Origin of the sequence: Nocardia speluncae NBRC 108251 (assembly GCF_001613245.1) — a bacterium.
GTDB lineage: Bacteria > Actinomycetota > Actinomycetes > Mycobacteriales > Mycobacteriaceae > Nocardia > Nocardia speluncae.
Window position 1 is genome coordinate 202,174 of the sequence record NZ_BDBZ01000018.1, and the last position, 12,807, is coordinate 214,980.

At 67.8% G+C, this 12,807-nt stretch carries 9 protein-coding genes; 2 read left to right on the forward strand and 7 right to left on the reverse strand.

Going from position 1 to position 12,807, the window contains the following annotated elements:
- Position 1: 1 nt before the first annotated feature.
- The 4 genes from NS6_RS18195 to NS6_RS18210 form a co-directional block, all read right to left on the reverse strand.
- A complete protein-coding gene (locus NS6_RS18195) occupies positions 2–1,852 on the reverse strand; it encodes an ABC transporter ATP-binding protein (RefSeq protein ID WP_068043367.1) in 1,851 nt (616 codons plus the stop codon).
- Positions 1,849–2,841 (reverse strand): alpha/beta hydrolase, encoded by a 993-nt coding sequence (locus tag NS6_RS18200; protein WP_210746927.1) that lies wholly within the window; start codon positions 2,839–2,841, stop codon positions 1,849–1,851. Before NS6_RS18200 ends, NS6_RS18195 begins: the two co-directional genes overlap by 4 nt.
- A gap of 538 nt (positions 2,842–3,379) precedes the next feature.
- The gene (locus NS6_RS18205; RefSeq protein WP_068043371.1) at positions 3,380–4,057 is read right to left on the reverse strand and encodes a response regulator; all 678 of its coding nucleotides are present in this window, start codon (positions 4,055–4,057) and stop codon (positions 3,380–3,382) included.
- Entirely contained in the window at positions 4,054–5,262 is a 1,209-nt protein-coding gene (locus tag NS6_RS18210) for a sensor histidine kinase (RefSeq protein ID WP_068043373.1), read from the reverse strand. Before NS6_RS18210 ends, NS6_RS18205 begins: the two co-directional genes overlap by 4 nt.
- A 304-nt stretch (positions 5,263–5,566) precedes the next feature.
- Between NS6_RS18210 and NS6_RS18215 the strand changes: the two genes are divergently transcribed.
- Both NS6_RS18215 and NS6_RS18220 read left to right on the forward strand, forming a co-directional pair.
- Entirely contained in the window at positions 5,567–6,418 is an 852-nt protein-coding gene (locus tag NS6_RS18215; protein ID WP_068043458.1) for an alpha/beta fold hydrolase, read from the forward strand.
- A 4-nt stretch (positions 6,419–6,422) separates the two neighbouring features.
- Positions 6,423–7,220, forward strand: coding sequence for a MerR family transcriptional regulator (locus tag NS6_RS18220; RefSeq protein ID WP_068043460.1), 798 nt, complete (start codon positions 6,423–6,425; stop codon positions 7,218–7,220).
- A 141-nt stretch (positions 7,221–7,361) separates the two neighbouring features.
- Here the strand turns inward: NS6_RS18220 and NS6_RS18225 are convergent, their stop codons facing one another.
- The 3 genes from NS6_RS18225 to NS6_RS18235 all read right to left on the reverse strand — a co-directional run.
- A complete protein-coding gene (locus NS6_RS18225) occupies positions 7,362–8,360 on the reverse strand; it encodes a TIGR03617 family F420-dependent LLM class oxidoreductase (RefSeq protein WP_068043375.1) in 999 nt (332 codons plus the stop codon).
- Positions 8,361–8,585: 225 nt separating this feature from the next.
- A complete protein-coding gene (locus NS6_RS18230) occupies positions 8,586–9,149 on the reverse strand; it encodes a Uma2 family endonuclease (RefSeq protein ID WP_068043377.1) in 564 nt (187 codons plus the stop codon).
- Positions 9,150–9,314: 165 nt separating this feature from the next.
- Positions 9,315–12,807: multifunctional oxoglutarate decarboxylase/oxoglutarate dehydrogenase thiamine pyrophosphate-binding subunit/dihydrolipoyllysine-residue succinyltransferase subunit (locus NS6_RS18235; protein WP_068043379.1), on the reverse strand; the 3,493-nt coding region annotated here is incomplete at its 5' end.

A 12,807-nucleotide genomic window follows, 5' to 3' on the forward strand; every position in this document is an offset into this window, starting at 1 on the left:
GTCAGGGCCGGGCGGGGCGGGGCGAGCTCGCCGCTACCGCGCCGTCCTCCTCTCGAATGTCTACGTCCTGTGAGGTGCTGCTGTCGGGGCGGGACCGCCAGAAGGCGGCGAACTCGCCGCCCGCCGCCAGCAGTTCGGTGGGCCGGCCGGACGCGGCGATCCGGCCGTCGCGCAGCAGCACGACCGCGTCGGCGTCGGCGACCGTCTCCCAGCGATGGGCGATGACAACGGTCGTCCGGTCACCGGCCGTGGCGGACAGCGCGGTACGGACGGCCTGTTCGGTCTGCGGGTCGGCGAAGGAGGTGGCCTCGTCGAGGACGAGCACGGGAGTGTCGGCGAGCAGGGCGCGGGCGATCGAGACCCGCTGTGCCTCACCGCCGGACAGTCCGGCATCCACACCGATCACCGAGTCGTAGCCGCGTGGCAGTTCCAGGATCCGATCGTGGATATTCGCCAGCCGGGCTGCCCGGATCACTGCGGCGCGGTCGGCGTGAGGGACCGCGAGCGCGATGTTCTCGGCGACCGAGGCGCGCAGCAGCCGCACGTCCTGGAAGACGAAGGACACCGTGCGATAGAGGTCGCGGTCGGCGATCTCGCGCAAATCCACGCCACCCAACAGGACCGATCCGGCCACCGGATCGAAGAAGCGGGGCAGCAACTGCACCAGCGTGGATTTTCCACTGCCGGACGGGCCGACGATCGCGGTGACGGTGCCCGGTTCGAGCGTCAGATCGATACCGCGCAGCACCTCGTGCCCGGCGTCGTACCCGAATCGCACACCGCGTAGCTCCACTCGGTGCTTCCGAGGCGCCACCGGATGGGCCGGTTGCGGGAGCACCGGTTCGGCGAGCACGCCCCGGATACGGTCCACTGCGCGCCGTGCGGTCTGCATATCGTCGAAACCGTGGCCCAGGGCCGCCACCGGCGCCGTCAAACCGAGGCCGAGCAGCAGGAACGGCAGCAGATCGGCGGGGGCCAGATCACCGCCGGCGATCAGCGCCGCACCGCCGATCAACACCACCAGCAGTACGAATGGTGGCGGCACCGCCACCTGCATCGCGGCGCCGACCGGTGCCAGGCCGCGCACCATCCGCAGGAAGATATCGGCGAACTCGTCGGCGGCGGTGCGGAAACGGCGGTGTGCGCGCCCGGACTCCCCGAACGCCTTCACCACCGCGATACCCTGCACGAACTCCACCACCGAATCCGCGATCCGCCCCATCGCCGCATCGAATGCCTGCTGCTCGCGCAGCCGGGCCGGGGTCATCATGAGTGGTACCAGCGTCAGCGCGAGCGCCACCGGGATCAGGGTGATCAGGGTGAGCCGCCAGTCGACGGTGAACAGGTAGATCAGCGAGACCAGCGGCACCACGAACGCCGAGACGAGCTCGCCCGGAGTATGCGCGATGAACGGGTGCACGGCGCTCACATCCTCGCCGACCACCTTGGCCAGCTCACCGGTCCGGCGGCGGGAGAACCAGCCGAGGGGCACCCGTCCCAGCTGCTCGGCGAGCAGCCGGCGCAACGCCAGTTGCACCCGGGTGTCGACCAGATGCCCGATTCCGGTCGCCGCGCCGGCGAACAGGAGTTGCGCGAACAGGCCGAGGGCACCCGCGAGGACCACAAACCAGACGTGTCCCTGATCGACCGGGCCGGGTGACAACAGGGTGCGCCCGAGCTCGACGACCGCCAGCAGCGGTGCCAGACCCGCGACGGCACCGGCGATCTGCAGGACGAGCATCGCGGCGAAGCTCCACAGGTGGGCGCGCAGGACGCCGGTGATGCTCCGGCGCGCCGAGAGATCCACCGGCGCGGATCGTGTCGCCGGCTCGGCGAGTCCCGTGGTGGTCATCGCCGCACCTGTCGTCCGGGTGCAGGCGCGGTCGAGCGTCGCCCACCGGCCGGCGCGCTGCCCAGCCGGTGGCGGAGGTGGTCGAGTATTTCGGTGCGCGCCGGCCGGGCGTTCGGGACAGCGCCCGGCATGCTCAGGAAAGCATGTGTCGCTTCGGGGTACCGAGTCGCCGTCACCTCGACCCCGGCGCAGCGCAGACGCTCGGCGTAGGCCCCCGACTGGTCCTCGAGCGGGTCCAGGCCCGCAGCAACGATGTGTACCGGCGCGACACCTTCCAGCCCGTCGCTGTACATCGGCGAAATAGTTCGGCGGTCGAAGGACGCCGGGACGGCGAGACGCGGGACCGCTCGGCATTCCGCCGGGGACGCTGTCGGACTTTTCGCGTTCTCCGTGAACGAGGGGTATTCGAATGCACGATCGGTCCAGTCGAGTTGAGGGTTGATCAACACTTGCGCGCGCAGTGGGAGGCCGAGTCCGGCGGCCCGGATGGCAGCCAGGGCCGCGAGGGTGGCCCCGGCGCTGGAACCGAGGAGTCCGATCCGGTCACCATCCGCACCCCACCGGCCGGCCGCTGCGGCGAGCGCGGGAACAGCGTCGTAGGCGTCCGCTATCGGAGCGGGTACGGGATGCTCGGGTGCCAGCCGGTAGTCGAGCGATACGACCACGGCCGGGCAGCGGGCGGCCAGATGGGCGAGCAGCCAATCGTCTTGATCCGGGGCTCCGCTGATGAGGCCGCCGCCGTGGAACGCGATCACCAGCGGCAGCGGTGGACCTGCCCGGTCCGGCGTGTACACCCGGACGTTCAGCCGCCGCCCGGGGAGATCGAGTACGTCGCCGGTGATCCGGGCCGCGCGATCGGGCCGGCCGGTGAGGGGCCGCAGCAGCACCGACCCCCGCAGGCGGTCCTGTGCCGCACGGAATTCGACGAACTGCTCCGGGGTCACCGAATCCCAGTCCGGAGCCGGCCGCAGCGCGGTCAGGATACGCATTCGCAGTGGAACTCTGCCTCGCATGGTTATGCCTTTCGTGCCGAACCGCATCCGGGCCCCGGCGGGGTCGATCGCGGCGTACCTCGATGGTGGTGCCGACCGGGTGAATTGCGCTTCCGGCGGCGGGAGTCACCGTCTACGTGGATTCGCGTACCGGCGGCCCGGCCGGTTACTGCCGCCGGCGCAGTCGCTCGGGCCCGGCGGGTGATTCCGGTGGGCAGCTCCAGGTTTGCCGGTTCCCACCCGGACCTGCCGGGATCCGGTCGAGCCCGCAGTCCCGGCGGGGACTGCGGAATGGGTGCGCCGCTCGGGCCGTTACGGTGAATCGGATCGCGTGACAGCGGATGTGCGGGCCGGACACCGGAAGGTGGAAACCGCGGTTTCCGCGTCCGCGCTCATATCATCGATCCTCGCGCTCGGCGGGGTGGTGCTCGCGGCCGGCCGGGGAGCGGTGTCTACAGCCGCCGCGGTCGTGCAGTCATCACAGGCTCACCGGACGAGCCGGCCGATCCGGTGCGGGGATCTCCCGCCTCGGCGCCTACGGAGCCGAATCGCAGAGCCCGGTCTGATATGCGATCACGACCAGTTGCGCGCGATCCCGGGCCGCCAGTTTGGTCATGGCCCGACTGACATGCGTGCGGGCGGTGGCCGGGCTCAGGAACAGGGCGGCGCCGATTTCATCGTTGCTCATACCCTGCCCCACCAGCGCGAGCACTTCGCGCTCCCGGTCGGTGAGCACCCCCAGCCGGTCCTCCGCGGACCGCACGGCCCGGCGCGCCGCGGTGAACTGGCCGATGAGGCGGCGGGTGATACGCGGGGCGAGCAAAGCGTCGCCGGCGGCGATGACGCGGATGGCGTGCAGAAGTTCGGCGGGACCCGCGTCCTTGAGCAAGAATCCGCTCGCGCCCGCCTGCAACGCTTCGAAGACATTGTCGTCGGTGTCATAGGTGGTGAGGATCAGTACCCGGACCTGCTCCAGGCCAACCGTTTCGGCGATTCGTCCGGTGGCGCGGATCCCATCCAGCGTCGGCATCCGGATATCCATGAGCACGACATCGGGCCGGGTGCTGCGCGCCAGTTCGACGGCTTCCGCACCATTGGTGGCTTCCCCGACCACCGTGATGTCTTCTTCCAGGTCCAGCAGCACCTTGAAACCCGAACGCACCAGCCGTTCGTCGTCGGCGAGCAGAACCTTGATCGGCGGTGTGGTATTCACCGGCGCGCCTCCACGGTGATCAGCGGCAGACTGGCGGTGACCTCGAATCCGCCGCCGGGGCGCGGTTTCGCGTCGAGTTCGCCGCCGAGCAGCCGGCAACGTTCGCGCATCCCCATGATTCCGCGGCCCGATGCCGAATCGCTGTGGGCTGGTGCGGGCGCGCGGCGTCCTTCGTCGATTACTCGGATGTGCAGGGCGTCGACCTCGGGTTCCAAGGTCACCGTCACCCGGGTCGGTCCGGCATGGCGGATCACGTTGGTGATGGATTCCTGCACGATGCGGTAGGCCGCGCTGCTCACTGCGCTCGGCAGCGCCGGCACCGGTTCGGGCTGTTCGACGGCGATATCGAGCCCGGCTTCGCGGGCCTTTCCGGTGAGCTCGCGGATCTGGTCCAGCCCCGGGAACGGTTCACGCTCGTCGCCGTCGCGGAGCACGCCGAGAATGGCGCGCATCTCGTGCAGCGCCCGGGAACTGGTGTGTTCGATCGTGTGCAGCGCTTCCCTGGCCTGCTCCGGCCGCTTGCCGAGCACATGCGCGGTGACCCCGGCCTGCACGTTGATGATGGCGATGGCATGGGCGACGGTGTCGTGCACCTCGCGCGCGATCCGCAACCGTTCGGCGTCGACCCGGGCGCGGGCCTCCTCGTCACGCGAGCGTTCCGCGAGCTCCGCGCGTTCCTGGGCATCGGCGGCCATCACCTGGCGGGACCGCGCGGATTCGCCCAGCATCGTGGCGATCACCGCCCCGCCGATCCGGAAGAACACCCAGCCGATCGCCGACACCGGCTCCACATCGGCGCCGGCGATCACCCAGCCCACCGACAGCACCGCGATCCCCGCACCCGCGATCCGCAGTGACCGGTGCCCGTCGCCATAAGCGGCAACGGTGTACAGGGCGACGAAAAGCCCGAGGTAGGAAGCTCGGTCGGGAAAGTCGAAAGCGAAATAGATCAGGCTGGACACACCGGTGATCGCGAAAACCGCGACGGGCCGCTGCCGGCGCGCCACCACAGCCACACCGCTCACGAACAGCAGGACGTATCCGATCCCCGATACCGGCGTCGACGCCGGTTCGACCGGCACCGGAACCATTGCGCTGAGCACCTGGATCACCGTGACGAACACCCCCAGCACAACGTCCGGGAACCATGCGGGACGCCGCGTGAACCGGGCAGACAGCTCTCCTGACACCGTCCGCAGATCCATATCGTGACAGTACGTGACGCCGGGCAACACGTGCTGCCCCTCCGCGGCGTCTGCGGCTACGGCCCGCGGCGTACCCGGTTGCGTCCGGTCTACGCGCACCGACGTAAGTGGTGGGCCCGCCCCACCACCTACACGCGTCCACCAGGTCCGGCGGCGCGCCCTCCTGGAGAGCCTGCTCGGTGCCGTGGGCGAGGGTTCGTGGATCATGCCGTGGTTCTCGAGTGCGATCACGCGATACCGGCCCGGCGTGGACCTGCCTCGGCGGTTGACCTTGCCCCTGGGTCAAGGCCGCACCATGGTCGTCATGACCGGCAGCCTCGAAAATACACAGGCCGGTGGCGAGCAACGCCCCGGCCGGCAACACTTCTCGATCGAACACGGCGGTGTCACCGTTTCGATGTCCCGCGGCGGCCGTGGGCGGACCGTCGTTCTCTGTCCCGGTCTGTATTCCACGCAGGCAGGGTTGCAGGTTCTGGTCGAGCTGCTGCGGCGCGACCACCATGTGGTGTCCTTCGACCTCCGGGGGCACGGTCTCAGCTCAGCCGCCCCGCGATACTCGTTCGCAGGATTCCTCGGGGATCTGAGTGCGGTCATGGGTGCTGTGCGGCTCTCCGATCCCGCGCCCGTGCTCGTGGGCTACTCACTCGGTGCGGACCTGGCAGTGCACTATGTGTCCGAGCGCCCCGGCTCCGTGGCCGGGCTCGTGCTCATCGACGGGGCGAATCCGATACCCGAACCGTTTCTCTCCGCGGCCGATCTGCCGGAGTTCCGCGCGATATGGGAGACGTCGGCGGCGCCGGACGAGGGCGACGCCCGCGACGCCGCCGACAGAGTATTGCTCACCGCGCAGCAGGTACTCGACCTGAATCTGGAACTCGATGTGATCCGCACCGGACCCCTGCTCGGCCGGTACCTCGACATCGACGCTCCGATCAGCATGATCATGTCGACCGCGATGGCCGGCGACGATACCGGCGAACCGACCCGGTGGCGCAACCGGAACTGGCGCGACGGGACAGAACGACTATGCCGCGAACGGCCGGATATCCCGGTGACCTGGCTCGAAGCCGATCATCGGCTGGTGCTCACCCATGCGCCGGAAATCGCCCGGATCGTCGCGGACCACGTCGGCCGGTTGCCGGCTCCGGGAGACTGAACCGATGCTGACCATCGGCGAACTGGCGTCGTATGCCGGAGTGACGGTGCGCGCGGTGCGGCACTACCACGCGAAAGGGCTGCTGCCGGAACCGGAACGCGACCACTCCGGCTATCGGCGCTACGACGCCGGCGCGGTGATCGAACTGATCAAGATCCGGGCGCTCGCCGAGGCCGGGGTGCCGCTGATGCGCGTGCGGGAACTGTTGGGAGCCGACGAGACCGAGTTCACCGTGGCAATCGCCGAAATCGACCGGCGACTGCGTGCGGAGATCCGGGAACGGCAGCAGCGACGGGAACGCATCGCCCGCCTCACCGCCGGTGAGGGCCTGGTGTTGCCGTCGGAGGTGATCGAATTCCTCGATCGACTCCGATCGCTCGGGATCGATGAACGCATCGTGCGCTTCGAACGTGACGGCTGGATCCCGTTGGCAGCGCAATCACCCGAGCGGATACCGGAGTGGATAGCCCGCAAACACCGGCAGCTGGACGATCCGCGGCTCATCGATTTCTACCGCACCCTGAGTCGCGCCCTCGACCTGTCCGACCATGATCCGGAGCTCACCGCACTCGCCGACTCCATGGCCGGCTACATCACGGAGCTGGCCGACGAACTGGGCGAGGACCACCTCGACGACACCGATATCGAACCGCCGTTCGCCGAACTGCTCGACACCCTCGCATTCGATACGGTGCCGGCGGCGCGACGGCTGATCGAACTACTCCGCAAACGCGGCTGGACCGGGTGGACCAAACTCGGTCGCGTGGTCGCGCAGGACCGTCCGCCGGGGACCGGGCCGTAGCTTCCGGGTGGGGCGCTTGCGGTGTCACGACAAGCAACCGGCATCGATCGCCCGCGCGTGGCCGGGAACCCCCACCACCGGATCGAGCGGGCCCCGAATGTCTGCTGAGCAGACGGCGACCCGGAGCGTCGTCGTAGCGGGTCAGCGCAGCGCGGCGGCCAGAGCGGCGACCTGGTCGACCGGCGGGTCGTAGCCGGGGAAGTAGCAGCACACGCGGTCGGATACGTCGGCGAAGCGGCGTTTGATTTCGAACGCGCAGTCTTCCGGAGTGCCGCGCACGGCGAGCGTTTCGAGTAGCGGCTCGGAGATCCGGTCGAACATTTTCATGATGTCGCCGGATTTGGAGAGGGCGTTGAGTTCCGGTTGGAGCTCGCCCCGGCCCTCGATATCGAGGACGGGCCGGTACGCCGGGGTCGAACCGTAGAACGCGAGCAATCCGCGCACCCCGGTCGAGGCCGCCGCGAGTTCATCGGTGGAGCGGCCCATCGCGACGATCACCTGTGGATACAGGGGGAACTCCGTGCGCCCCGCCCGTTTCATCCCCTGCGCCACCGCGGGCAGAGTGCGCTCCCGGAAATGGCGGTGGCTGTGGAACGGCATCACCAGCAGCCCGTCCGCGACCTCCGCGGCGGTACGGGTCATCACCGGCCCCAGTGCGCCGAGCAATACGGGCGGGGGACCATACGGGTTGGGACCGGGAACGAACGTCGGGGGCATCAGAGTATGCCGGGTGTACTCGCCCCGGAATTCCAGTGGGCTACCGTCCTGCCAGGATGTGAGGATCGCCCGCACGGCCAGCACGATCTCCCGCATGCGGGCCGCCGGAGCCGACCAGGTTGCCCCATAGCGTTTCTCGATATGCGGCCGGATCTGCGAACCGAGCCCGAGCCGGAACCGTCCACGCGACATCAACTGCAGATCCCAGGCAGCGTGCGCCAGATGCATCGGGCTGCGCGGCAAGGCGATCGCGACATTGGTCATCAGATCGGTATCCACGCGGCCTGCCACCGCCGCCAGCGGCAACAACACATCGTGCGGGCCTTCGAAGGTGAACAACCCGCCGGACCCCGCCTCGACGAGGGTACGGGCACGCTCTTCGTAACGGTCCGGGCGGGCATCCAACTGGAGATCGAGCAGCATCAACCCATCCAACTGTATTCCGGGGCGGACCGGGCGCGAATCTTCGGGGCAGACGTAGCGCCCACCTAGAGGCGGCAGCCCGACAGGACCGTCCAGAAGTCGAATACTTCGGTGTGCGCTGGATATCGCAGTCTTGCGGGCTCGCCGACCACAGGGAGTGGGACGCCCCGGCCTGCGGCAACCCGGGCGCCGCCGGGAGAACACCGGCCCGAAACAACAGTCCGATCAGATCGCGAGGTCTATCTCGGTGGTGAAGGGCGCCGAGACCTTGATGACACCCGTGTACATTTCGCCTGTCCGGAAAGACCTGGTCGCCGGGTCCAGAACGTAGGTGTAGATCAGAGGGACTCCGGTCGCGGCCTGCTCGACCCGCCAGTAGAAGGCGATACCCGCTTTCGCGTACTGGTCCACCTTGACGATCCGGTCGGTGGTCTCCGATCCGGGGGAAACAACTTCCACGACCAGGAGCACGTGCTCGGGGCGAGTGGGCGTGATATCGAGCGTGTCCGCGCGGTAAACCACCACGTCCGGGCGACGATTGGTGAGCGGAACATCCTGGAGCCGCACATCGAAGTCGGTATCGGCGTTCCACTCCGGCCCACCGGCAGCATCCAGTGCGTTCGCGAGGATGCGGGCCAACCGGTTGTGCCGTTTGGACGCGCTGGGACTCACGACGACCATCCCGTCCACAACCTCGATGCCTGCACATTGCTCCTCGGACCAGGAGTCGTACTCCGCTGCTGTGATCTGCTGATGCATCCAGGCCGGTGTTATCGACTCGACAGACATCACACACTCCTCCCGTACAGCACGGGGCGGGGCGGTTCCCGCTGGCCACAGTGTACAAGCGGGCGCCGGCCGGCCGGTACGAGCGGTTCGCCCGAAAACGGCGACGCCGGGCGCGAACCGCCTTCGGAGAAGGGGGGCGCGCCCGGCGTCGGACGAGAGTACCGATCAGCTGGTGGGTTCGAACGCCTCATCGATGATCTCGGCCTGCTCCACCGCGTGCACCTTGCTCGAACCCGAGGACGGGGCCGACATGGCGCGGCGCGAGATACGGCGCAGGCGGCCCAGCCGCTGCGGCAGCAGTTCCGGCAGGTTCAGGCCGTAGAACGGCCAGGCACCCTGGTTCGCCGGCTCCTCCTGCACCCACGCGATATCGGTGGCGTTGCTGTAGCGCTCCAGCGCCTCGTTCAACCGGAACTTCGGCATCGGGTAGAGCTGCTCCACCCGCACGATGGCGACATCGTCACGCTTACGCTTCGCCTTCGCGGCGGCCAGCTCGTAGTAGAGCTTGCCGCTGGTCAACAGGATGCGCTTGACCGCGGCGCGGTCGCCGACGCCCTGCTCGTAGGTGGGCTCGTCGAATACCGAGCGGAACTTGGACTCGGTGAAATCCTTCAGATCGCTGACCACGGCCTTGTTGCGCAGCATCGACTTCGGAGTGAAGACGATCAGCGGGCGGCGGATACCGTCCAGCGAATGCCGGCGCAGCAGGTGGAAGTAGTTCGCCGGCGTGGACGGCATGGCGACCGTCATCGACCCCTCCGCGCACAACTGCAGGAAGCGCTCGATCCGGCCGGAGGTGTGGTCGGGCCCCTGGCCTTCGTGCCCGTGCGGCAGCAGCAGCACGACCTCCGACAGCTGACCCCATTTCGCCTCACCGGACGAGATGAACTCGTCGATGATCGACTGGGCACCGTTGACGAAATCGCCGAACTGCGCCTCCCACAGGACCAGCGCCTCCGGATTACCCAGCGAATAGCCGTACTCGAAACCGACGGCGGCGAACTCACTCAGCGCCGAATCGTGCACCGCGAACCAGCCCGGGTTGGCGCTGTCGATGTTGTGCAGCGGGGTGTACTCGGCAGCGGTCTTGCGGTCGATGATCACCGAATGTCGCTGGGTGAAGGTGCCGCGACGGGAATCCTGCCCGGTCAAGCGGACTGCGCGACCCTCGTCGATCAGCGTGCCGAAGGCGAGCAACTCGGCGAACGCCCAGTCGACCTTGCCTTCGTAGGCCATTTCACGGCGCTTCTCCAGCACCGGCTGCACCCGAGGATGCACGCTGAAACCATCCGGCACGTTGATGAACGCGTCGCCGATCCGTTGCAGCACCGATTTATCGACTGCGGTGAGCACGGTGGACGGAACCTGCTGGGTGTCCTCCACCGATTCACTCGGCTCCGGGGGATATTTCTCCAGCTCACGGACCTCATTGAAGACCCGCTCCAGCTGCCCCTGGTAGTCGCGCAGCGCGTCCTCGGCCTCTTTCATCGAGATATCACCGCGGCCGATCAGGCTTTCGGTGTAGCTCTTGCGCACGCTGCGCTTGGCGTCGATGACGTCGTACATGTACGGCTGGGTCATCTTCGGGTCGTCGCCCTCGTTGTGACCGCGGCGGCGGTAGCAGATGAGGTCGATGACGACGTCCTTGCGGAACTTCTGCCGGAAATCCACTGCCAGGCGGGCCACCCAATCGCAGGCTTCGGGATCGTCGCCGTTGACATGGAAGATGGGGGCGCCGATGAACTTGGCGATATCGGTGGAGTATTCGGTGGAGCGGCTGTTCTCCGGCGCGGTGGTGAAGCCGATCTGGTTGTTCACCACGATATGGATGGTGCCGCCCACGCGGTAACCACGCAGACCGGACAGGTTCAGGGTTTCGGCGACCACACCCTGCCCGGCGAACGCGGCGTCACCGTGCAGCATCAGCGGTATGACCGAGAAGCCCTCTTCGTCGTCGCCCTTGTCGAGCAGATCCTGCTTGGCGCGCACCAGCCCCTCGAGGACGGGGTCGACCGCTTCCAGATGCGACGGGTTCGCAGTCAGCGAGACCTCGATCTCGTTGTCGCCGAACATCTGCAGATAGGTGCCGCGGGCACCGAGGTGGTACTTCACATCGCCCGAGCCGTGCGTGGCGGCCGGGTTCATATTGCCCTCGAACTCGGTGAAGATCTTCGAGTAGGGCTTGCCGACAATATTGGCCAGCACATTGAGCCGGCCGCGGTGCGGCATGCCGATCACGACCTCGTCGAGCGAATACTCGGCGCACTGGTCGATCACGGCGTCCATCATCGGGATGACCGATTCGGCGCCCTCCAGCGAGAACCGCTTCTGGCCGACGTACTTGGTCTGCAGGAACGTTTCGAACGCCTCGGCCGCGTTGAGCCGGTTCAGGATGTATTTCTGCTGGGCGACCGTCGGCTTCACATGCTTCTGCTCGACCCGGTCCTGGATCCACTTCAGCTGTTCGGGTTCCAGTATGTGGGTGTATTCCACACCCACATGCCGGCAGTAGGCCTCACGCAGCACCGACAGCACATCGCGCAGCTTCATCCGTTCCTCGCCGTGGAAACCACCGACGTTGAACTCGCGGTCGAGGTCCCACAGCGTCAGGCCGTGCTGGATGACGTCCAGGTCGGGATGGCTCTGGAACTTCTCCTTGACCAGGCGCAGCGGATCGGTATCCGCCATCAGGTGCCCGCGGTTGCGGTAGGCCGCGATCATCTCGAGCACCCGGGTGCTCTTGTCGACCCCGCGCTCCTGGATATCCTTGCGCCAGCGGATCGGCTCGTACGGCACACCCAAGCCGTGGAAGATCTCGTCGTAGAACTCGTCGGCGATGAGCAGCTTGTGGACGGTGCGCAGGAAATCACCGGATTCCGCGCCCTGGATGATGCGGTGATCGTAGGTCGAGGTCAGCGTCATGAGCTTGCCGATACCGACCTCGGCGATCCGTTCGTCGCTCATCCCCTGGAACTCGGCCGGATACTCCATGGCGCCCGCGCCGATGATCGCGCCCTGCCCCTGCATGAGCCGCGGTACGGAATGCACGGTGCCGATGGTGCCCGGGTTGGTCAGGGAGATGGTGACCCCGCTGAAATCCTCGGCGGTCAGTTTGCCGTCACGGGCGCGCCGGACGATGTCCTCGTAGGCGGTGTGGAACTGGGCGAAGTTCATTGCTTCGCAGCCCTTGATGGCCGCGACCACGAGGGTGCGGTTGCCGTCCTTGCCCGGTAGGTCGATGGCCAGGCCCAGGTTGGTGTGGGCGGGGGTCACCGCATTCGGCTTCCCGTCGACCTCGGCGAAATGCCGGTTCATGTTCGGGAAGGCCTTCACGGCCTGCACGATCGCGTAACCGAGCAGATGGGTGAACGAAATCTTCCCGCCGCGGGTCCGGGCGAGGTGGTTGTTGATGACGATCCGGTTGTCGATCATCAGTTTGGCCGGTACGGCCCGCACGCTGGTGGCGGTCGGGATGGCCAGCGACGCCGACATGTTCTTGGCGACCGCCGCGGCGGCACCGCGCAGCACCTTCTTCTCCTCGGTGGCCGAGGGTTTCGGTGCGCCCGAGGTAGGGGCGGCGTTGGAGGTGGGCGCCGGAGTGGTCTTCGGCGTGCGCTGCTGCGCGGTCGCGGAGGCTTTCGCGGCGGCGGCGGGCGCG